19 protein-coding genes are annotated in these 21,808 nt (G+C 66.7%); 14 read left to right on the top strand and 5 right to left on the bottom strand.

Features of this window, described 5'->3' with window-relative positions:
• The first annotated feature begins 4 nt into the window (after nucleotides 1-4).
• Genes LRS10_RS02505 through LRS10_RS02490 form a run of 4 tightly spaced genes read left to right on the top strand, consistent with a single transcriptional unit; the run spans nucleotide 5 to nucleotide 6,177 of the window.
• Entirely contained in the window at nucleotides 5-1,684 is a 1,680-nt protein-coding gene (locus LRS10_RS02505; protein WP_308238010.1) for a glucoamylase family protein, read from the top strand.
• A 5-nt stretch (nucleotides 1,685-1,689) separates the two neighbouring features.
• A complete protein-coding gene (locus LRS10_RS02500; protein WP_257835876.1) occupies nucleotides 1,690-4,062 on the top strand; it encodes a GH36-type glycosyl hydrolase domain-containing protein in 2,373 nt (790 codons plus the stop codon).
• Between the two features lie 22 nt (nucleotides 4,063-4,084).
• Nucleotides 4,085-4,531: a GH36-type glycosyl hydrolase domain-containing protein gene (locus tag LRS10_RS02495; RefSeq protein ID WP_257835875.1), complete on the top strand. Its 447-nt coding sequence runs from the start codon at nucleotides 4,085-4,087 to the stop codon at nucleotides 4,529-4,531.
• A complete protein-coding gene (locus LRS10_RS02490) occupies nucleotides 4,528-6,177 on the top strand; it encodes a phosphoglucomutase (RefSeq protein ID WP_257835874.1) in 1,650 nt (549 codons plus the stop codon). Before LRS10_RS02495 ends, LRS10_RS02490 begins: the two co-directional genes overlap by 4 nt.
• Nucleotides 6,178-6,306: 129 nt before the next feature.
• Here the strand turns inward: LRS10_RS02490 and LRS10_RS02485 are convergent, their stop codons facing one another.
• Entirely contained in the window at nucleotides 6,307-6,960 is a 654-nt protein-coding gene (locus tag LRS10_RS02485) for an RNA polymerase sigma factor (RefSeq protein WP_257835873.1), read from the bottom strand.
• A gap of 283 nt (nucleotides 6,961-7,243) precedes the next feature.
• Here LRS10_RS02485 and LRS10_RS02480 point away from each other — a divergent pair, with 283 nt between their 5' ends.
• The 3 genes from LRS10_RS02480 to LRS10_RS02470 all read left to right on the top strand — a co-directional run bounded on the left by LRS10_RS02480 (nucleotide 7,244) and on the right by LRS10_RS02470 (nucleotide 10,512).
• A complete protein-coding gene (locus LRS10_RS02480; protein WP_257817688.1) occupies nucleotides 7,244-7,459 on the top strand; it encodes a hypothetical protein in 216 nt (71 codons plus the stop codon).
• Between the two features lie 257 nt (nucleotides 7,460-7,716).
• Nucleotides 7,717-9,645: a copper resistance system multicopper oxidase gene (locus LRS10_RS02475; RefSeq protein WP_257835872.1), complete on the top strand. Its 1,929-nt coding sequence runs from the start codon at nucleotides 7,717-7,719 to the stop codon at nucleotides 9,643-9,645.
• Nucleotides 9,646-9,654: 9 nt separating this feature from the next.
• On the top strand, nucleotides 9,655-10,512 hold the full coding sequence (locus tag LRS10_RS02470; protein ID WP_257835871.1) for a copper resistance protein B: 858 nt from the start codon (nucleotides 9,655-9,657) through the stop codon (nucleotides 10,510-10,512).
• A gap of 5 nt (nucleotides 10,513-10,517) precedes the next feature.
• On the opposite strand, the gene LRS10_RS02465 is transcribed toward LRS10_RS02470, so the two are convergent.
• The 4 genes from LRS10_RS02465 to adhP form a co-directional block, all read right to left on the bottom strand.
• Nucleotides 10,518-10,937 (bottom strand): DUF1622 domain-containing protein, encoded by a 420-nt coding sequence (locus LRS10_RS02465; protein ID WP_257835870.1) that lies wholly within the window; start codon nucleotides 10,935-10,937, stop codon nucleotides 10,518-10,520.
• Between the two features lie 889 nt (nucleotides 10,938-11,826).
• Entirely contained in the window at nucleotides 11,827-12,261 is a 435-nt protein-coding gene (locus LRS10_RS02460; protein WP_257835869.1) for a four-helix bundle copper-binding protein, read from the bottom strand.
• Nucleotides 12,262-12,485: 224 nt separating this feature from the next.
• Nucleotides 12,486-12,851 (bottom strand): hypothetical protein, encoded by a 366-nt coding sequence (locus LRS10_RS02455; protein ID WP_257835868.1) that lies wholly within the window; start codon nucleotides 12,849-12,851, stop codon nucleotides 12,486-12,488.
• 257 nt (nucleotides 12,852-13,108) lie between these two features.
• Complete coding sequence (adhP, locus tag LRS10_RS02450; RefSeq protein WP_257835867.1) at nucleotides 13,109-14,134, bottom strand: alcohol dehydrogenase AdhP; 1,026 nt, start codon at nucleotides 14,132-14,134, stop codon at nucleotides 13,109-13,111.
• Between the two features lie 204 nt (nucleotides 14,135-14,338).
• On the opposite strand from adhP, the gene LRS10_RS02445 reads away from it, so the two are divergent.
• The 7 genes from LRS10_RS02445 to LRS10_RS02420 all read left to right on the top strand — a co-directional run bounded on the left by LRS10_RS02445 (nucleotide 14,339) and on the right by LRS10_RS02420 (nucleotide 21,785).
• The gene (locus LRS10_RS02445) at nucleotides 14,339-15,859 is read left to right on the top strand and encodes an aldehyde dehydrogenase family protein (protein ID WP_257835866.1); all 1,521 of its coding nucleotides are present in this window, start codon (nucleotides 14,339-14,341) and stop codon (nucleotides 15,857-15,859) included.
• Nucleotides 15,860-15,958: 99 nt separating this feature from the next.
• Nucleotides 15,959-16,294: a hypothetical protein gene (locus LRS10_RS02440; RefSeq protein WP_257835865.1), complete on the top strand. Its 336-nt coding sequence runs from the start codon at nucleotides 15,959-15,961 to the stop codon at nucleotides 16,292-16,294.
• A 337-nt stretch (nucleotides 16,295-16,631) separates the two neighbouring features.
• Entirely contained in the window at nucleotides 16,632-18,722 is a 2,091-nt protein-coding gene (tkt, locus tag LRS10_RS02435) for a transketolase (RefSeq protein ID WP_257835864.1), read from the top strand.
• Nucleotides 18,719-19,939 (top strand): transaldolase, encoded by a 1,221-nt coding sequence (gene tal / locus LRS10_RS02430; protein WP_257835863.1) that lies wholly within the window; start codon nucleotides 18,719-18,721, stop codon nucleotides 19,937-19,939. Before tkt ends, tal begins: the two co-directional genes overlap by 4 nt.
• Nucleotides 19,930-20,916, top strand: coding sequence for a phosphogluconate dehydrogenase (NAD(+)-dependent, decarboxylating) (gnd, locus tag LRS10_RS02425; RefSeq protein ID WP_257835862.1), 987 nt, complete (start codon nucleotides 19,930-19,932; stop codon nucleotides 20,914-20,916). Before tal ends, gnd begins: the two co-directional genes overlap by 10 nt.
• Nucleotides 20,917-21,060: 144 nt before the next feature.
• Complete coding sequence (locus LRS10_RS24825) at nucleotides 21,061-21,315, top strand: heavy-metal-associated domain-containing protein (RefSeq protein WP_367133096.1); 255 nt, start codon at nucleotides 21,061-21,063, stop codon at nucleotides 21,313-21,315.
• Between the two features lie 20 nt (nucleotides 21,316-21,335).
• Nucleotides 21,336-21,785 (top strand): DUF411 domain-containing protein, encoded by a 450-nt coding sequence (locus tag LRS10_RS02420; protein ID WP_257835861.1) that lies wholly within the window; start codon nucleotides 21,336-21,338, stop codon nucleotides 21,783-21,785.
• Nucleotides 21,786-21,808 lie beyond the last annotated feature (23 nt).

Genomic DNA, 21,808 nt, shown 5'->3' with positions numbered 1-21,808 from the left:
TTTCCTGGTCGGGGTCCATGTTCGAGTACCTGATGCCGTCGCTGGTGATGCGCTCGCCCGCCGGCAGTCTGCTGGAGCGGTCGCTGCGGGCGGTCGTCCGCCGCCAAATTGCCTACGGGCGGAGCCATGGCCGCCCCTGGGGCGTCTCGAATCTGGGTTCAACGCGCGGGATCTCGAGTTCACCTACCAATACTCCAACTTCGGGATTCCGGGGCTCGGTCTCAAGCGAGGCCTCGACGAAGAGGCCGTCGTCGCACCCTATGCGACAGCGCTCGCCGCGATGATCGATCCGCGCGAAGCCGTCGCCAACTTCGGCGTCTTGACCGCGGCGGGCGCAAAGGGACGCCACGGCTTCTATGAGGCTTTGGACTACACGCCCGCGCGGGTGCCGGAAGGCGCCCGTGTCGCGATCGTGCGATCGTTCATGGCCCATCACCAGGGGATGACGGTCACCGCCTTGGCAAATACGTTGCTGGGCGGACTGTTACGCGAGCGCTTCCACGCGGATCCGCTCGTTCAGGCCGCCGAGCTCCTCCTGCACGAACGCATGCCGCGCGACGTCCGGCCGGCGACGGCCGCCGCCGAGCGCGCGGGCCCGCACTTGACCGAGGCGTCGGAACTGGCGCTCGGGCGCCACTACTCCACACCGCACGGCGCGAGTCCCGCCACCCACATTTTGTCGAACGGTCGCTACAGCGTGCTGCTCACCGCTGCGGGAGGCGGTTGCAGCCGCTGGCGAAGCCAGGCGCTAACGCGTTGGCGCGAAGACAGCGTGCGCGACGACTGGGGCGCTTTCATCTATCTGCGCGATGTGGCTAGCGGGCGCGTTTGGTCCACCGGCTATCAGCCTACCGCCGCCGAGCCGTCGGAGTATGGCGTGACCTTCTTCGCCGACCGCGCGGAATACTCGCGCCGCGATGGCGACCTGGTGACTGAACTCGTGGTGCTGGTTTCCGCGGAGGACGACGGGGAGCTCCGACGCGTGACCTTGACCAACGCAGGCGACGTCGAGCGCGAAGTCGAAATCACCTCATATGGCGAGCTGGTCCTTGCGCCCGACGCCGCCGACGCCGCCCACCCAGCGTTCTCCAAGCTGTTCGTGGAGACGGAACATCATCCGGCGCTTGGGGGAGCCTTGCTTGCGACCCGTCGACGCCGGGCGCCGGAGGACCCTGAGCTCTGGGCCGCGCATCTGGCGATCGTTGAAGGCGCTGCCCTCGGCAAGCCGGAATTCGAGACCGATCGCGCGCGCTTCCTGGGCCGGAACCGCGATGTCCGCGCACCGATCGCCGTCTTCGAAGGCCGCCCGCTGACCGGCCAGGCCGGCGCGGTGCTCGATCCGATCTTCGCGCTTCGGCGACGCGTGCGGATCGCCCCCGGCTCTACGGCCCAGGTCTCCTTCTGGACCTTCGCCGCCGGCTCGCGCGAAGCCATCTTGGAGGTGTTGGATCAGCATCTTCACACCGCAGCCTGCGAACGGGCCGCAGCCTTGGCGTGGACCCGGGCGCAGGTGCAGCTGCGCCATCTCGGCGTCACCCACCGGGACGCCGACAACTTCCAGCGCCTGGCCGGCCACCTGATTTACGCGGCGCCTGCGCTCAGATCCCCGTCAGAGGTGGTAGCGGCGGGCGCGGGGGGCAGCCGGACCTCTGGGTCCTGGGCATATCAGGCGACCTGCCTCTGATCCTATTGCGGATAGACGACCTCGAACATCTCGCCACCGCCCGCGACCTGCTCCACGCTGCGGAATACTGGAAGCTGCAGCGGCTCCCGGTGGATGTCGTGATCCTGAATGACCACGCGGCCTCCTACATCCAAGACCTGCAAGGCGCGTTAGAGGCCTTGGTGCGCGTGACGCAATCCCGCCGCGCGCCAGACGAAGAGCCACTACCGGGCGGGGTCTACGTGCTGCGCGGCGACCTCGTTTCGCCCGCGCTCCAGGCCCGGCTGTTGTCGGTAGCGAGGGTGGTGTTGTCAGCGCAGCACGGCCGGCTGGAAGACCAGCTTGACCGGCTCCGGGATCGGCGCGAGTGGCCGCGGCCGCCTTTGGCGACGCCGCAGGTTCCCGCTACGCCGTTGCGGTCATCGCCCGTCCCAGACCTGGAGGCCTACAACGGGATCGGCGGCTTCGCGCGCGAGGGCCGGGAGTATGTCGTTGTCCTCAGCCCTGGCCAGACCACGCCAGCGCCCTGGATCAACGTCGTCGCCAACCCGAGCTTCGGGTTCCAGATCTCCGCGGAAGGTTCGGGATACACCTGGGCCCTCAATAGCCGCGAGCACCAGCTCACCCCCTGGTCGAACGACCCGGTCGCCGATCGCGGTGGCGAGGCGTTGTACCTGCGCGACATGGAAACCGGCGAGCTCTGGAGCCCGACCGCGTACCCGGTGCGGGATCCAGAGGCGACCTATGTCTGCCGCCACGGCCGCGGCTACAGCCGGTTTGAAGCCACGGTCGGCGACTTCGAGACGGAGCTCCTCGCCTATACGCCGCTGCTCGACCCGGTGAAAATCCTGCGGCTGAAAGTCCGCAATCTGTCCAACCGGCCGCGCCGCCTGTCGGCCTGCGCCTATGTGGAGTGGGTCCTCGGCAAAAGCCGGGGCGCGATAGCGCCCCTCACGGTCACGCACGTCGATGAAGCGAGCGGGGCCCTGATGGCCCAGAACCGCTGGGATCCCAGCTTTGGGGAGCGGGTGGCGTTTCTGGACGCCTGTGGCCGCCAGACGAGCTGGACGGGCGATCGGCGGGAATTCATCGGTCGCAACGGCAGCCTGCGTCGGCCAGCGGGTCTGGCGGGCGAGGCGCTCTCCGGCCGAACAGGGGCCGCGCTCGATCCCTGTGGGGCCATGGATGCGCCCCTGGCGCTCGCGCCCGGGGAGACGGGCGAGCTGGTCTTCCTCATCGGGGAGGGCGATGACGCCGGCTCCGCCCGCGAGCTGATCGCGCGTTACCGTCAGGCTGATTTGGATGAAGTTCTGGCGGAAGTAGACGCCTACTGGGAGCGTCTCCTAGGGGGCGTACAGGTGCAAACCCCCGACCCCGCCCTGGACCTGATGCTCAATGGCTGGCTGCTCTACCAGACCGTCGCGTCCCGCTTATGGGCGAGGGCCGGCTTCTATCAGGCGAGCGGCGCCTATGGCTTCCGCGATCAGCTGCAGGACGTCATGGCGCTGGTGCATGCGTCCCCCGAAACCGCACGCGAGCACTTGCTCAGGGCAGCGGCGCGCCAATTCCCCGAAGGCGACGTGCAGCATTGGTGGCTGCCCCACTCCGGCCAGGGGGTCCGCACACGCTTCTCGGATGATCGGGTGTGGCTGGCCTACGCGGTCGCGAACTATGTCGCGGCGACCGGCGACCGAGCGGTGCTCGACGAGCCGATCCCGTTCCTGGAAGGCCAGGCCCTTGAGCCGACCGCAACCGAGGCGTTCTTCCATCCCGGAACCGGCGAGAGCGCCAGCCTCTTCGAACATTGCGCGCGGGCGCTCGACGCCAGCCTGCAGGTGGGGGGCCATGGCGCGCCGTTGATCGGTGGCGGCGACTGGAACGACGGCATGAACCGGGTCGGCCACCACGGTCGGGGTGAGAGCGTGTGGCTGGGCTGGTTCCTCCACCGCACCTTGACGGATTTCGCGCCGCTGGCGGCGGCTCGGGGGCGGGCGGTGCACGCAGAGCGCTGGGCTGCCCACGCCGAGGGCCTAAAGGCCGCGCTCGAGCGGAGCGCGTGGGCCGGCGACTGGTACCTTCGCGGCTGGTACGATGACGGCTCGCCGCTGGGCTCTCCCAACAGCGACGAGTGCCGCATCGACGCCATTGCGCAATCGTGGGCCGTGCTCTCCGGGGCGGCGGAGCCGAAGCGCGCGCGGCAGGCGTTGGCCGCGGTTGAACGTGAGTTGATCGACGCCGACGCCGGCCTAGCTCTGTTGTTCACGCCGCCCTTCGACAAGGGTCCGAAGGACCCCGGTTATATCAAGGGCTACCCGGTCGGCGTGCGAGAGAACGGCGGCCAATACACTCACGCCGCGGTCTGGACGGCGATGGCCTTCGCAGCGGTGGGGGGACGGTGACAGGACCGCAAGCCTGCTCGCCATGCTCAATCCGATCAATCATAGCCGCACGCCATCTGAGGCCCAGCGGTACAAGGTTGAGCCCTACGTGGTCGCTGCCGACATCTATTCGCACCCGGCACACCTCGGGCGGGGCGGTTGGACCTGGTATACAGGCGCCGCCGGCTGGATGTACCGCGCGGGACTAGAGTCGCTTCTCGGCCTGCGGCGCCATGGCGACGCCCTGCTGCTCGATCCGTGCATTCCGCGACACTGGCCAGGCTTCAAGCTCGTCTACCGGTTTGGCGCCGCCCGTTACGAGATAGAGGTGGAGAACCCCGACGGCGTCTGCCGGGGCGTCGCCGAAGCCGTACTGGACGGCGTTCGGCTGCGCGAGCGACCGTTGCGCATACCCCTCAGCTCAGCGGACGGCGTCCGGCGTCTGCGCGTCCGGCTGGGCGCCGTTGACCCGAAGGCTGGTGCGGCTTGACCCGTAGCGTGGATTCCCGGGCAGGACGCCCCGTCGCGAAGGCGGATCTGATCGATGTCTCCAAGCTCATCGACGCCTACACGGCGGTCCGCCCCGACCCGACAGATCCGTCCCAAGGCGTCGCCTTCGGGACCTCCGGCCATCGCGGCTCGGCGCTCGCGGGGACCTTCAATGAGGCGCATGTCGTGGCGATCTGCGCCGCCGTCTGTCGTCACCGCAAAGCTGCGAGCGTCCATGGACCGCTGTTCCTGGCCGGCGACACCCACGCGCTCTCGAAGCCCGCGCTCAGGACGGCCGTTGAGGTCTTCGTCGCCGCCGGCGTTACGGTGATGCTCGACACCCGGGACGGCTACACGCCGACGCCTGCGGTGTCGCACGCCATCCTGAACTACAATAGGGGGCGCACCTCAGGGCTGGCGGACGGGATCATTCTCACGCCGTCTCACAATCCGCCCCAGGATGGCGGCTTGAAGTACAATCCGCCGCACGGCGGGCCAGCCGAACCCCGGATCACCGAAGCGATCGAGCGGCTCGCCAACGCTGCCCTTCCTACGGCGTTGCGCGACGTTCCGCGCGTTCCTTATGCCCGCGCGGCTCGGTCTTCGCGTGCGGCGCATTACGACTATCGGACTGCCTTCATCGCCGAGTTGCCTCAGGTGGTGGACCTTGGAGCGATCCGCGCCGCTGGGGTGCGTATTGGGATCGATCCCTTGGGCGGGGCCAGCGCCGAGTACTGGCCTCTGGTCCTGGAGACTTACGGGCTGCAGGGCTCCGTCGTCAGCGAAGTCGTGGATCCGCGGTTCGCCTTCATGACCGCTGACCATGACGGCGAGACTCGTATGGATTGCTCCTCGCCCTATGCGATGGCCCGGCTGGTCGACCTGCGGGCGCGCTTCGACATTGCCTTCGGCAACGACCCGGACGCCGACCGGCACGGTGTGGTGACGCCTTCGGGTGGTCTGATGGAGCCGAACCGTTACCTGGCCGCAGCGGTCGCCTACCTGTTTAAACACCGTCCCACTTGGCCTGGGGGGCTAGCGATCGGCAAGACCATGGTCACAAGCGCCCTCATCGACAGGCTTGCCGCCAGACTCCGGCGGCCGCTGGTTGAGACGCCGGTGGGATTTCGCTGGTTCGTCGATGGACTTTCCGACGGCGCCCTGGGCTTCGCGGGCGAGGAGAGTGCGGGCGCGGTGTTCCGAAGGCTCGACGGGTCGCTTTGGACAACGGAGAAGGACGGTTTCAGCCTCGGGCTTCTGGCCGCTGAAATCCTTGCGCGAACCGGCCAGGACCCCAGCATGGTCTACACGTCGGTGGCCGACGCAATCGGGCCCTCCTACTATGAACGTCTAGATGCCCCAGCCACACCGCAGCAAAAAGCCTGGCTGCGGGGCCTCAGACCGCAGGATCTGCAACTTGCTGAGCTTGGCGGCGAGCCCGTGTTGTCGGTAGAGATCGCCAGCCCCCGCGGCGAGCCGTTCGGCGGCGTGAAGGTTAAGGCCAAGAGCGGGTGGTTCGCCGCCCGCCCGTCAGGGACCGAGCCCCTCAACAAGATTTATGCGGAGAGTTTCGTCGATCCGCATCACCTAGCGGTTATCCAGGGCGACGCCCAGCAGGCCCTGGCTAGCTCGAGCGGTGGGCGCTGAATCCAAGAAACGACCCCCTTAGATTCCTACTGGAGCGGAGAAGATCGTAGCCGCTAGGAAGCCATCTGCTTGGTGAGCGCGCCGCATTGACAGAACATCGTCCCTTATGTCGTGGCCCGTGCCTGCGGCTTAGCCCGCGGCCGCCTGCCGCGCGCGGATCAGACGGATCCGCTCACCCTCATCGCACCGGCAATCGAGGAATCCGTGTTGTGGACAGGTCAGGCAGATCTCCTCGAGCCTCGCCCGCAGCGCCCTACGCCCGCGGTGGAGACGCACGTTGACGTTGTTGAGCGTCAGCCCAAGCGACGCGGCGACCCGGTCGCGGGGCTCGTCGAGTAGATCGACCCGCCAGATCAGTTCGCTGTATTCGGGCTTTAGGGTCGGGAGCAGACGATAGAGACAGAAGCAGACGGCCGCTTCGATTTCAGGGTCCGGCGCGACGGCGAGCGCCTCAAGGTCAGCCGGGTCGCGCGGAGAGTCTTTTCGACGGGCCGCGCGCCGGTAGTGATCGACCAGCGTCGTCGCCAGAACCCGGCTGAGCCAGCCACGAACGGACTGCACGTCCCGGAGGTGCTTGGAGCGATCCAACGCGCGGGCGATGAACTCCTGCAGCACGTCCTCCGCGTCATGTGGGTTCCCCAGCCGGCGACGCAGGAAGGTCAGAAAATCGCGATGACACTCGACGAGCTCGCGCCGGACGGCCGCGTCAGCAGCCGTCACCGCTGACAGGTTCTCATCGGGGTCGGATTCGGCGGCGGGAGAATGATCGGGACGGGAGCTCATGGCAGGTTCCTGATTGCTCCTGTTTTGCCTCGCCTTGACATGGCTCAGGCCTGGCGACGCGAATAGCGACTAGCTGAAGGACGCTAACGCTCCGGACAGTGAGCGACTCCTGCAGCCAGGACGCGCTCTCGAAGACGCTTGATCGCCCTCATTGTTACATCCCGCCAGAGCCGAGATAACGGGCAATCGTGCCGCGCGCTGTAAGGCGCGCCAGGCTCTCGCGTCATAAGAATGCGTCCGCGTCATCACTGGTCGCGAACGCAGCCATTGAGGGAGGCCAGCCATGGCGGAACCTGACACGACGAGCGGCCGGGATCGCGGACCGATTACCTTTGAAGTGGTCAAGGAAGCCTACGGCTGGGCGGTTCGGCGCGATCACCAGATGATGACGCCATGCTGGTGCAAGGCGGTCGCTGTCGATCAGGCCCAAAGGATGGTCGATGTGCTCCGCCAGCATGGCGAGCGCGCGGAGATGCGCGTGAGCGATACCGAGGAATAGATGCTGGAACTCAAGTAAGAGAGGGCTTTCACCGGTCACAATTTGAGTCCGTAGACGGCGCGGTGGCCCTGTGACGGCAGTGGCCGTCTCGATCTCCATCGGGCCGTTGTAGCGGACAGGTTGGCGAACAGTCCGTTGTCCGTCGTTCTGATCGCGCGGTCGCGCCCTCGAGGAGCGGCGACGCCGATAGCCCGTAGGCTTGTAACGTAACGCGCGCCGCCGCGTCTGATCAGCGCCGGGAGCGGCGAGGAGGGGCTATGTTCGGTTCGCGTGAACTCATCAGTCGCCGCGCTGTGCTGGCGGCCGGCGGGGGTCTGGGGCTCTCCGCCGCACTTGCACGTGCGGCGCCGGCCTACGCTCGGACCAGCGTCGTCCAGGCGGCGCTCGCTCCTGTCGCGGGAACGAGGGGCCAGCGCGCTCTAGACCTTGAGATCGGTCACTTCCAGCTGATGGTCGGAGATCGCCCCGGCCGCGCCATGGCCATCAACCAGACGATCCCAGGCCCGCTGCTGCGTTTTCGGGAGGGTGAGGAAGCCGTCCTGCGGGTCACAAACCGACTCGAGGAAATTGCGTCCATCCATTGGCATGGGATCATCCTGCCGCCCGCGATGGATGGCGTCCCCGGTGTGAGTTTCGGTGGCATCGCGCCGGGCGAAACCTTCACCTATCGCTTCCCGCTGCTGCAAAGCGGCACCTACTGGTGCCACAGCCATTCCGGGGGACAGGAATTGCTGGGCGTCTACGCCCCGTTCATCATCGACCCTGCCGCCCCTGAGCCGTTCGCCTACGAGCGCGACTATGTCGTGATGCTGTCGGACTGGAGCTTCGAGCCGCCGGAGCAAATCATCAAGAACCTCAAGAAGCAGGCGGGGTACTACAACTACCAAAAGCGGACGGTCGCGGACCTGTTTCGGGATGCCGCGCGCGATGGTTGGCCAGCGACCCTTAGGGAGAGATTGAGTTGGACCAAGATGCGCATGGACCCGACAGACTTCGCCGATGTCACCGGCTACACCTACACCTATCTCGTCAATGGCCTGACAGCGAACGCGAACTGGACTGGCCTATTCACCCGCGGCGAGCGCGTGCGGCTTCGGTTCATCGCTGCCGGCGCCATGACTTATTTCGACATCCGCATCCCGGGCCTGAAGATGACTGTGGTCCAGGCGGACGGGCAGAATGTCCAGCCCGTCGACGTGGACGAGTTCCGGATAGGGCCGGGCGAGACTTTCGATGTCATCGTCACGCCTGATGACCAGGCCTACACCCTGTTCGCAGAGGCGATGGACCGCAGTGGCTTTGCGCGCGGCACGCTCGCGCCGCGCGCCGGAATGACAGCGCCCATCCCACCCCGTCGCAAGAGGCCGCTGCGCACCATGGCCGACATGGGCATGGACATGTCGGGAATGGAGATGTCCGGCGACATGGCGGGCATGCCCGGCATGTCCAATGCGACGGCGTCCCCCAAGGCTCCCGTCATGGGCATAGCTGGGCACGCGGCGGGCGACATAGCCGCCGTGGAACGTAATCGTGCGGCGGTCGAGTCTCAGGTCACGAGCGCCCACGCCCATGGCGCGGTGGCGGCGAACGGGGCCTCCAGCGCCATGGCTAGCATGGGAACGCCGCTCGCCGCCAAGCCAGGCGCGGCGCCCACGTTCATCCATGGGCCCGACACGCATGGCGTCGGGAACTCATCCGTAGCGATGGTGGCGCGCAGCCGCCTCCACGAACCGGGCTCCGGCTTCGACGATCCCGCGGCGCGGGTGCTGGTCTACGCCGACCTGCGAAGCGTGACGCCGCAGGAGGACCAGCGCACGCCCACACGCGAGATCGAGCTGCACATCACAGGCAACATGGAACGCTACATGTGGTCCTTTGATGGAAAGAAGTACTCGGAGGCCCGCGCGCCCATCCCCTTTGCCTACGGCGAGCGCCTGCGCCTGGTGCTGGTCAATGACACCATGATGGAGCACCCCATCCACCTGCACGGCATGTGGATGGAGCTGGAGAACGGTGCGGGAGCCCATCAACCTCGCAAGCACACCGTCAGCGTCAAGCCGGCCGAGCGCCTGACCGTCGCCATCACCGCCGACGCGCCCGGCCAATGGGCCATGCATTGCCACCTCCTGCTGCACATGGAGATGGGGATGTTCCGCGTCATCGAAGTCTCTTCGCCCCCTCAGTAGGAGATCCCGATGCGCTCGGCCGCTCTTGCCATCGCCTTCCTGGCAGCCCCTGCCGTTGTTCACGCGCAGGAGGCGCCCCCTTTGCCCGGCGCCGGCATGCCCTCCGGAATGGCTATGTCGCCTGCCGCCAATCGTGCGGCGCCCGCCGCTTCGGATCGAGGTCCCGAGACGCTGCCCAATCTCGCTGAGCGCGAGGGATGGCCACAGCCCACGGCCGATAGCGCCAACTACGGATACTTCCTCGCCGACCTCCTAGAGTACCGAGAGAGCGACGACCCGGGCGTTATCCGCTGGGACGTCTTCGGCTGGTATGGGGGCGACGTGAAGCGCCTGTGGGTCAAGAGCGAGGGCGCGCAGAGCACGTCCAAACGGGCTGACAGCGAGCAAGAGGCCCAGTTGCTCTACGGTCAGCTCATCGCCCCGTTCTTCGATTTCCAAGCCGGCGTGCGATACGCGCGACGCTCGGGGCCAGGTCCAGACCGGTCCCGCGTCTACGGCGTCATCGGCGTGCAAGGACTGGCGCCCTACCGCTACGAACTCGAGCCCGCCTTGTTCGTCGGTCAGGATGGCAAGGTCTCCGCAAGGGTGACCGCCTCCTATGACGTGTTGCTGAGCCAGCGCCTGATCCTGCAGCCCCGCATTGAAGCGAACGCCGCACTCCGGGCTGATCGGAGCTTCGGCGTCGGCAAGGGCCTCAACGACACAGAGATCGGCGCCCGCCTTCGCTACGAGCTGCGCCGTGAGCTGGCTCCGTACGCCGGCGTCTCCTGGCGACAAGCCTACGGCAGCACAAAGAGAATGGCGCGCGCCGAGGGCGAGCCCGCGAGCAACCTGTCCGTCGTCGTGGGGGTCCGGGCGTGGTTTTGAGCCACTCAGCCGCCTGGTCCCTTCGCAGCCGTTCGTCGGGCGCCTGGAAGCGGGTCTTTGCCTTTCCTGCGTTCAGCGGCGTCGATTTCGCGCTGGATGAAAAAGTTCAACGCCGTTCGCAACGTTGCGACCGCGGCCAGTTGACCGATCTCGGTCCACGTCGGGGCGACGGCCGTCCGCATGACGTCCGCCGCCAACAGGAACTCAAGGCCCAGCGCCAGAGAGCGGGCGAGCCGGAGCCGGGGCCCCTCGCCAGGCCGGTCCGCCTCCGCGTTGCGCTTCCAAGTGCGCTCCACGGTTCGCCAAAGCGCACCGAGAACCGCTACGGCGATTACAGCCACGGCAATAGCATCCGTGAACAGCGCCATCGTCACCGTAGCGTGCTGCAGCCAGGCAGCCAGTGGCTCGACAAACGCCATGCTCATCAGTTCGTCCCTCACTATTCAAACCCCGAAGGAGAAACAAATGACTACTATATCTAAACTTTGCCGCTCCACTGCTCTTTTGACCGCGTCGGTCGCCGCTCTCGCGATCACCGGCTGCAACCAGAAGACGGACAAGGCCCCCCGCAGCCGCTGTGGACGCGGCAGCTGTGGCCACCGACACCACAACGCCCGCTACGGCGGCGGCGCATGGCGAGACAGAGGCTGAAACGCGCGCCCAGGGCCACAAGGAAGGCATGCAAATGGAGCGAGACGCGCACGCCCAAGGCATGGGTATGCAGAAAGACGCCCAGGGCTCAGGCATGTCGTCCGGCGCCAGCTCGCCGCCGATGAAGGATGACAGCATGCCGATGCCCCCCCGGCCAAGGCCGACCCGCCGATGAAAGATCATATGTAAGCGCTGCGGTTCGCAGAGGATAACGGGTCGCGCCGCCCTCAGGCGGCGCGACCCCTTCACCGTCCGACGCATTCCTCGGGGCCCAGTGCGGGCGTTCAGATGCGCCGACCTGGCGCGCCTGAAGCACCGACTTGAAGGCGATGTAGCCGGGTGGCGAATGAGCATGAGCACGCTCGGGTAGTGATCCACGTCAACTCGGCATCCTCAGCAATTATTAGACGGCCGCGCCGGCTCCATGCGCCCGAGCCCGGAGTGAGAGGGCATGCTGGAGCCGGAGCCACAGCCGTGAATGGCGGAGTGTGCCGGCCGACTGGGGATAGGTAGGTCCGTGTGGCGGCTCGGAAACAACGGGCAACCGCCCGAGTTGCGGGGGTTACCGTTCCGGTCCGGTGTGGCTTTCAACGAAGCGCCGCTCTGCGGCTGCGCAACCGCTATCAGCGCAACAGGAACCCGCCGACGGAGGCGGGCGCCCACCTACATCTCCATGGCCATGTGCCGGCATGCCGCGCCGCACTCCCGGCACGTCGCCGCGCATCGGGTGAGCACCGCGTCGTTCTTGAAGGCGTCGCAAGCCTGAGCGCACGCTTCACAGAGGTCGGCGCAGGCGCGACAGAGAAGGGTGTGCGTCGGCGCACCCCGGAGCATCGAATTGGCCGTGGTCTGGCAGAGCTCCGCGCAGTCCTGCAGCAGCGCCACGAGCTGCGCCGGCGTGCGCAGTTGCGGCTGTCCCATCACATGGCGAGCGCTCGTCAGGCAGCTCCGATGCGAGGCGATGCAGAGCGCGACACAATCATCCATCGACATCCCATCACCATTGGGAGGAGGGGCTTGCGCGGCGGCGGGCATGGCGGCTGCGGCCCCGGCGAGGGTAAGGCCGGCCAAGAGTTCTCTGCGGTCGCGCAATTGCATCTCCGTTCTGCTATGTTTGAGGGCTTGATGCCGGGCTGTCCGTCGGACGGGTCTCTCTGGTGTCGATGATAACCTTGAGGGTCGGGGTTCGAGCGCTCGGCGGAAGGTGTCGGAGGCGTCCACGCCCCCCGATCGCAACAGTCGCGCCGGGAGCCACTTTGCCGTTGGCACCGCGGTGGCCCGTGCGACCGGAGAGCGAGTTCCGCCGCCCCGCGTAGTGTTCGCTAGGGAGCTTTCAGTTCGACCAGATCGAAATTCCTGGCTTGGCCGTTGACCAGGGTCGCCTCGGCAAAGTGCTCGTCGATAACTCGGTCGATGCGGACAGCACCGACATCATCGCGGCGCGGGACGGGCGGAGCGCCTTTCGACACCCCCGGCGTTCCGATGAATCGGACGACCGTAAGGACCTGTCCCGGTTTGGCCCCATCGCCGCTCCCGACACAGAGGATCACCGCCTGACCCTGCATCTCCACGACCTGACCGCGCATTATGTACCGGTGCCAGACCTCTGCTGTGGCGGAAGAGCCCAGCACAGGCAGGAGCGCAAAAAGGGCCGAAAGGCCGAGGGCCCGTCCAATTGTCCTGTTCACATCGAATCTCCTTGTCCTCTCCACCAGCGCAGACCTGCAGCCGGCCGAGGCCTGGAGGGCTCCCTAAACCCGGCGCGACCGCACTCGGTCCGCACGTTGCACGGCGGTTGATCTCCATTCAGACGCAACCCGTCACGTCACGATTACATCGTCGCGACTGGAGGGGCGAATCGGCCCTTCTGGTCGTGCCGAAACGGCGGAGCCGGCCCAGACGCCTCACCCGCCCCGCCCTGCCGCGCTTTAGATGAGCCTAGCGGCTACTCCAGACTCAAGACTACGCGCCCATCGATCGCGCCGCGTTCCATGCGTTCGAAGACCTCGTTGATGTTCTCGAGCCGGTCCCAGGAGAAGTGCGCCGCAACCTTGCCTTCGCCCCCGAACTCGAGCGCCTCTTCCAGATCCTGTCGCGTTCCGACGATCGAGCCCCGGACGGTGATCCGCTTGAGCACCGTGTCGAAAATCGGCATGGCGAACTTGCCGGGGGGCAGACCGATCATGGCCATGGTCCCATGCGGCCGCAGCGCCCCGAAGGCCTGCTCGAAGGCCGCCGGCGAAACGGCCGTGACAAGCACCCCGTGAACCCCGCCGATCTGCTTCTGGATCTCGGCCACGGGGTCGGTGTCCCGGCCGTGCAGCGTGAGGTCTGCGCCCAGCTGCTTGGCCAACGCCAGCTTTTCGGGATGGATGTCGATCGCCGCGACGTGCATGCCCATGGCCTTCGCGTACTGAACCGCCAAGTGTCCCAGCCCGCCGATCCCCGAGATCGCGACCCACTGCCCGGGCCTCACCTCGGTTTCCTTCAGGCCCTTGTAAACGGTCACGCCGGCGCAAAGCAGCGGCGCTGCGGCGCCCCAATCCAGGCCATCGGGCAAGCGGCCCACATAATTGGGATCCGCCACCGCGTATTCGGCGAAGCTGCCGTTCACGGAATAGCCGGTGTTCTTCTGAGAGCCGCAGAGGGTCTCCCAGCCGGTGCGGCAGTGGGGGCAGTAGCCGCACGCGGTATGCAGCCAGGGCACGCCGACGCGGTCGCCCTCCCGCACCCTCTGCACGTTCGCGCCGACCCCGACCACCACACCCACGCCCTCGTGGCCGGGGATGAACGGTGGGTTCGGCTTCACCGGCCAGTCGCCCTTGGCGGCGTGCAGGTCGGTGTGACAGACGCCGGTGGCAGCCAGGCGCACGAGAACCTGATCGGGTCCCGGCGTCGGAATGGGGACCTCCTCGATCGCTAGAGGCCTGCCGAACTCCCGCACGACTGCGGCTTTCATCATCGTCGCCATGGGTCTGCTTTCCTCTCCTGGCCGTGCATCCCTCGTAATGATCTGGCCGAAGGTTGCCTTTGATCCCTGTCAAGGCGACGCGCCTCCCGTGCAGAAAGAGTATCCAGTGGGTCCGCTACGGGCTCATCTCTGAACTGGCGACATTCCGCCAGGGCAGGGCCGTTGCGAGCACTTCGGCTCGCGTGCGAATACAAGGAGAGCCCGTTGTTCCAGAGCGCCATTCAGTCCGTGCGGACCCTGGGCAAGGTCCCCGCCCGCTACGGCAACTTCATCGGGGGGCACTGGTCGCCGCCTCTGAGGGGGCAGTATTTCACCGACCACAGCCCGATCAACGGCGCGCGGATCGCGGAGTTCGCGCAGTCGACGGTTGAGGACGTCGAGGCGGCGCTGGACGCGGCGCACGTGGCCAAGGCGGGCTGGGCGCGGCTGTCGCCCAGCGAGCGGTCGCGGATGCTCAACAAGATCGCTGACCGGCTGGAGGAGAACCTCGAACTCTTCGCGCTCGCCGAGACGATCGATAACGGCAAGCCGATCCGCGAGACACGCGGCGCCGACGTGCCCCTTGCGGTCGATCACTTCCGCTACTTCGCAGGCTGTATCCGCAGCGAAGAAGGCTCGATCTCGACAATCGACGAACAAACGATCGCCTACCACTTCAAGGAACCCCTTGGCGTCGTCGGCCAGATCATCCCCTGGAACTTCCCGCTACTCATGGCCGCCTGGAAGCTCGCCCCGGCGCTGGCAGCGGGCAACTGCACTGTGATCAAGCCCGCTTCCCAGACGCCGCTCACGCTGATGCTGTTCGCGGAGCTGACCGCCGACATCCTGCCGCCCGGCGTGCTGAATGTGGTGACCGGGCCGGGCGGCACCGTCGGCCGGGCGATCGCCGCCAACCCGCGGATCGCCAAGGTCGCCTTCACCGGCGAGACCACGACGGGACGGCAGATCATGCAGGCCGCCGCCGAACACCTGATCCCGCAAACCCTGGAGCTTGGCGGCAAGTCTCCGAACATCTTCATGCCCGACGTCATGGCCGCCGACGACAGCTTCCTCGACAAGGCCGTGGAGGGCCTAGCCCTCTTCGCCTTCAACAAGGGTGAGGTCTGCACCTGCCCGTCGCGCGCCCTGGTGCACGAATCTATCTTCGACGCCTTCATGGAACGCGCGATCAGCCGCGTCGCCAGCATCAAGGTCGGCGACCCCCTGGAGCCGACCACCCAGATGGGCGCCCAGGCCTCGGAAGCTCAGCTCACCAAGATTCTGGACTACATCGAGATCGGCAAGCAGGAGGGCGCGCAGTGCCTCACCGGAGGTGAGCGTGCGCTGCCGGGCGGCGAGCTCGACGCGGGTTACTTTGTGCAGCCGACCGTGTTCGTGGGCGAGAACCACATGCGGATCTTCCAGGAGGAAATCTTCGGCCCGGTTCTGGCGGTGGCCCGCTTCAGCTCGCCGGAAGAGGCGGCGCGGCTCGCCAACGACACCCCTTACGGCCTGGGCGCCGGCGTCTGGTCCCGCGACGGCGGGACCGCATACCGGATGGGACGGGCGATCGAAGCCGGTCGGGTGTGGACAAACTGCTACCATGTCTACCCGGCGCATGCCGCCTTTGGCGGTTACAAGGCCTCAGGCTTCGGGCGGGAGAACCACAAGATGATGCTGGCCCACTACCAGCAGACCAAGAACCTGCTCGTCAGCTACGACGATCAACCCCGCGGGCTGTTCTAGGGAGCAGAAAACACTGCAAGAGCGCCTCCCGCCGCCGGTGCGCGTAATGATAGGGCGTCGCGAGCGTCCTTACCAGCAAGCCTGATCTGGAGCCAAACCATGAAGTCTCTCATCATTACGATCACCGCCGCTTCGGCCCTGTTCGCAGCCAGCTACGCCCTGGCGGACGGGCCGCCCGCGAAGACCCCGCCTCCCACCGCCACAGCGGCGCAGCATGAAATGTGCGGCAGGATGAAGGGCGGCCAGATGCCTGCCGGCAAAGGTCAGATGGGCGCCATGAAGGGGGCGGACGGCAAGCCTATGGCCAAGGCGGACATGGACAAGATGCACAAGATGTGCGGCGAGATGATGGGCCACGGCGGAATGGCCCAGCCGAAGTCCGGATCCCACCCGCCGGCGCCGAAGAGCGACGCACCGAAAGCTCACGAACACTAGTTCCCTCAGGCGGCGTAGGGTCCGCTGGCGCCGGCCAGCCGAGGCATTGGCGACCAAGCGATGATTAGCGTCATGAGCACGCGACCGCCAACGCTTGTTCGCGGACCCGGCGCTTGGCTGTTTCCTGTGACCGCCCCCCTACGACAGAAGGCAGGAGGAGCGCGTGGCTGCGGCTGACCCCGACCACCATGGTCTGTGCCGACCTTCGGTAGCCCACATTGCGGCGCCAAGCTGTCGAAACATGCCTCACCCGGCCCCCCTCACCGGTCATGCTCAGAAAGGCTGGCCGGTTCCTGGCGTCTGGCGCGCAATCGGGCAGGGCTGGAGAAGGTGGCCGATGATCGACCAGGCGCCTGGGTCCGCCGCTTCGCCAAGGGCGGGAACGCCCGAGAGGCTCGCGATCGACACGATCCGCACGCTGGCGATGGATGCTGTGCAGAAGGCGAATTCGGGCCATCCGGGCACGCCGATGGCGCTGGCCCCGGTGGCCTACACCCTGTGGCGAGGCTTCCTGCGCTACGATCCGGACACGCCCGATTGGCCGAACCGCGATCGCTACGTTCTGTCGGTCGGTCATGCCTCGATGCTCCTCTATGCGGTCTTGCACCTGGCCGGGGTCAAGGAGGTCAACGCCGACGGGAAGCGAACTGGAAAGCCCGCGGTCAGCTTGGAGGATATCAAGCAGTTCCGGCAGTTCGGCTCGAAGACGCCCGGCCATCCCGAGTACCGGATCACCACGGGCGTCGAGACGACCACTGGTCCCCTGGGCCAAGGCTGCGGAAACTCCGTCGGCATGGCGATTGCGGAGCGTGCGCTGGCCTCGCGTTTCAACCGCGACGGCTTCGTCCTGTTCGACCACGACGTCTATGTGCTGTGTGGCGACGGCGACATGATGGAGGGCGTCTCTAGCGAGGCGGCGTCGCTCGCCGGACACCTGGCGCTCTCGAACCTGTGCTGGATCTACGACAGCAATCGTATCTCGATCGAAGGATCGACCGACCTCGCCTTCACCGAGGATGTCGGCAAACGCTTCGAGGGCTATGGCTGGAACGTCGTCCATGTGGGGGACGCCAACGACACCGCCGCACTCGCAAGCGCGTTTGACGCCTTCAGGGCGACCGACGATAGGCCCACACTGATCGTGGTGCAGTCCGTGATTGGATGGGGGAGCCCAAAGGCCGGCAGCGAGAAAGCGCACGGCGAGCCGCTTGGGGAGGAGAACGTCCGCACGACCAAGACGGTCTATGGATGGCCTGCGGACAGCGAGTTCCTCGTGCCGGAGGGCGTGGCGGAGGCGTTCCAGGCGGCCATTGCGGCCCGCGGCAGGCCGGCGCGGGAGGCCTGGGAGGCGACCCTCGTCCGGTACCGCAATACCTTTCCGAGGGAAGCCGCACAGATCGACCTGCTCCGTGAAGGCAAGCTGCCCGGTGGCTGGCAGGCCGCACTTCCGAGCTTTCCGACAGACGCCATAGGCCTTGCCTCGCGCGACAGTGGCGGCAAGGTGCTTAACGCCATCGCGCCCCACGTCCCGCTGCTCATGGGCGGTTCTGCGGACCTATCGCCCTCGACGAAGACAAAAATGACCTTCGAGGGGGCGGGCTCGTTCGAGCGCGGTGATCCTACGGGCCGCAACCTGCATTTCGGCGTGCGTGAGCATGCGATGGGCTCGATCGCCAACGGCATGGCGCTGTCCTATCTGCGCCCTTGCTGCTCCACCTTCTTGGTTTTCGCCGACTATATGCGCGCACCGATCCGGCTGGCGGCGATCATGGAATTGCCGGTCACCTTCGTGTTCACACACGACAGCATCGGTGTCGGCGAAGACGGTCCAACCCACCAACCGGTTGAACATCTCGCAACACTGCGCGCCATTCCGGGGCTGAACACGATCCGCCCCGGCGACGCCAACGAGGTGGCGGTCGCCTGGAACGTCGCGCTGGAGCAGAGCAACGTGCCGACTGCGCTGGTATTGTCCCGCCAAGCGATCCCCACGCTGGACCGTGTCAGGTATGCGTCGGCCGACGGATTGCAGCGGGGCGGTTACATCCTTGCAGATTGCGAGGGCGGCGATCCCGAGGTCATCCTGATAGGCACTGGTAGCGAACTGCCGCTGGTCGTGGCGGCCCACGAGAAGCTAAGCGCAGAAGGCGTGCGGTCGCGCGTGGTATCCCTGCCAAGTTGGTATCTGTTCGAGCTGCAGGACGATGCCTATCGCAAGCACGTTTTTCCCAACGAGGTACGCGCACGGCTTGCCGTTGAGCAGGCTGGCTCGATCGGCTGGGATCGCTATGTCGGAAGCGACGGCTGCACGATCACGATGAAGACATTCGGAGCCTCGGCCCCGTTGGCCATGCTTCAGGAGCATTACGGCTTCACCATCGAAAATGTCTGCGCCGTCGCGCGTGGCATCATCGGGAAGCACTCATGACCAGTCGTCTGAAGACACTTGGCGAGGCCGGACAAGCGGTCTGGCTCGACTTCATCGATCGCCGGTTCCTGTCCGACGGCGGCCTGCGCAAGCTGGTCGAGGAAGACGGCCTCACCGGCGTCACCTCCAATCCTTCCATCTTCGAGAAGGCGATGGGTCACGGCGATGCCTATGATGCGGGCTTCCAGGCGGCCGCCGGCAGGGCCGACGCGAGCGCGCAGGACCTCTACGAGAGCCAGGCCATCGGCGACGTCAAGGCCGCGGCAGCGGACCTGCGGCGTGTCTACGACAGGCTCTGCGGCAAGGACGGCTATGTCAGCCTTGAGGTTTCGCCGCGCCTCGCCAACGACGCCGCGGCGACCGTCGAGGAGGCGCGGCGGCTGTGGGCGGCCGTCGACGAGCCCAACCTGATGGTCAAGGTCCCTGGGACAAAGGCCGGCGTAACCGCCCTGCGGGTGCTGGTCGAGGCTGGGGTCAACGTCAACATCACCTTGCTGTTTTCGCTCGGCGCCTACCAGGCGGTCGCGGACACCTACATGGCCGGGCTCGAGGCGCGCGCGGCGCGGGGCGAGCCGATCGACCGGATCGCCAGCGTGGCCAGCTTCTTCGTCAGCCGGATCGACGCGCAGATCGACCGGGCCATCGATGCGCGGCTTGCGGCAAACGATCCGCAGAGCGCCGACCTCGCGGCGATCCGCGGAAAGGTGGCCATCGCCAACGCCAAGCTCGCCTATGCCTGGTTCCGGACGTTGCTCGCAAGCGAGCGCTGGCAGGCGCTGGCCGCGAAGGGCGCGAGGCCCCAGCGGCTGCTGTGGGCGTCCACGGGCGTCAGGGACCCGGCCTATCCGGACACCCTCTATGTTGACGCTCTCGTCGGGCCGAACACTGTGACCACCCTGCCGCCCAAGACCCTGGATGCGTTCCGCGATCACGGCGCGGTCGGCCCCACGCTCACCGAGGACATCGAGGGCGCGCGACGCGTGCTCTCGGAGGCGGCCCGCCTAGGCCTCGACCTGGACGCCGTCACCCGTGGCCTCGTTGAAGAGGGCATAACGCTGTTCGCGGAGGCCACGGATGCCCTGCTCGGCGCAGTCGACGCCAAGCGCGCGACGCTTCTCGGCGATCGCCAGAGGGCGACGGACGCGCCCCCCAGCGAACAGCCCGGAGACGGCCCCTGCCACACCTACCCAATGAGGAAAACAGCGCCATGCGTCTAGCGGTCATCGGTCTGGGGCGGATGGGCGCCAATATCGCGCGCCGGCTGATGCGCGGGGGACACAGCGTCGTCGGCTTCGATCGCAACCCACCGCTCATCGAGGCGATCGCCGCAGAGGGCGCGATCGCGGCGTCGTCGCTGAAGGACGTCGCCGCCAAGCTGGTGTCCCCGCGCATTTTCTGGGTGATGCTGCCCGCGGGCCTGCCCACTGAGGACACCATCCAAGCACTCACCGAACTGGCCGAGCCGGGCGACATCATCATCGACGGCGGCAACAGCTTCTACAAGGACGACATTCGACGCGCGCGCGCGCTGGGTGAGAAGAACCTTTGCTATGTGGACGTCGGCACCTCCGGCGGAGTCTGGGGTCTGGAGCGCGGCTACTGCATGATGATTGGCGGCGACAAGGCGACCGTCGCTCTGCTCGACCCGATCTTCTCAGCCTTGGCGCCAGGGCTCGGCGCCATTCCGCGCACACCGAACCGTTTGGAGCAGGAGGGCGAGGATCCGCGCGCCGAGCAGGGCTACATTCACGCCGGTCCCGCCGGCGCCGGGCACTTCGTCAAGATGGTCCACAACGGGATCGAATACGGGTTGATGCAGGCCTACGCTGAGGGGTTTGACATCCTCAAGGGCCGGAACTCGGCCAAGCTGCCGGCCGAGGAACGGTTCGATCTGAATCTGACCGATATCGCCGAAGTCTGGCGGCGCGGCAGCGTCATCTCCTCCTGGCTGCTCGACCTCACCGCCGCGGCCTTGGCCAAGGACCAGATGCTGAGTCAGTTCTCAGGCCGGGTCTCCGACTCAGGCGAAGGGCGGTGGACGATCGAGGCGGCGATGGAGGAGGCGGTTCCAGTCAACGTCCTCTCCGCAGCGTTGTTCGCGCGCTATCGCAGCCGGGTGGAGCACACATTCGCCGATCAGGTCTTGTCAGCGATGCGCTTCGGGTTCGGCGGGCACGTGGAGATGCCGCAATGAGCGAGGCCCGGCTGTGCCGACGGCGGCGCTCATCTTCGGAACGCCGACGATCGGCGACGCCTGCACCAGCGATGCGCGGCCTTGACCTTGCCATCGTGGGAAGCCCCATCTGATCAGGCGAGGCCAGCAAACTAGGAGATTTCAGTGCTTCGTTATCACGTCAACGACCTTAGCTGCGGACACTGTGTCCAAGCTGTAACCGCCGCCATCAACGCGCTGGATCCAGCCGCAGAGGTCGCCATTGACCTGCCCAGCAAGCGGGTCGATGTGCGGTCTGACCGCGAGCCGTCTGCGGTGGCGGGGGCGATCAGCAAGGCCGGCTATACACCGGCCTTGTACCCACAGGACGCGGCGGCCCCGACAAGCAGCGGCTCCTGCTGCTGCGGCGCGCGCCGCTAAGTCTCAAGGAAATGACAGAGATGCTGACTCGTCGATACCTGCTGGCCGCCAGCGCGGCGCTTGTGTCCGGAGCACCCGCCCTCGCGGCGAGCCCGCCGCCTGTGACGGTCTACAAGACCGCCAGCTGCGGCTGTTGCAAGGGCTGGATCACCCACATGCGCCGGTCGGGCTACCTTATGAAGGAAGTGGTCGTGGAGGACGTCAGTCCGATCGGACGCAAGCATGGCGTGCCATTCGAGCTGTCGTCATGCCATCTCGCGACGGTCGGTGGCTATGTCGTGGTCGGCCACATACCGCCGGCCGACATCGCACGCTTGCTGCGCGAGAGGCCGAAAGCCCTAGGCATCGCCGTTCCGGGCATGCCTTTCGGGTCTCCCGGCATGGAGTCCCAAAGGGGTGAGGTCGAGGCCTACCAGACGCTGCTGCTCATGCCGGGAGGCAAGACGCGGGTCTTCGCGCGCCATGGCTGATCTAATTGTGAGCGGCGGCGCCG

It is taken from the genome of Phenylobacterium sp. J426 (genome assembly GCF_024699945.1).
GTDB lineage: Bacteria > Pseudomonadota > Alphaproteobacteria > Caulobacterales > Caulobacteraceae > Phenylobacterium.
Note: the sequence above shows the minus strand (reverse complement) of the source record. Positions and strands in the feature narration are given on the sequence as shown.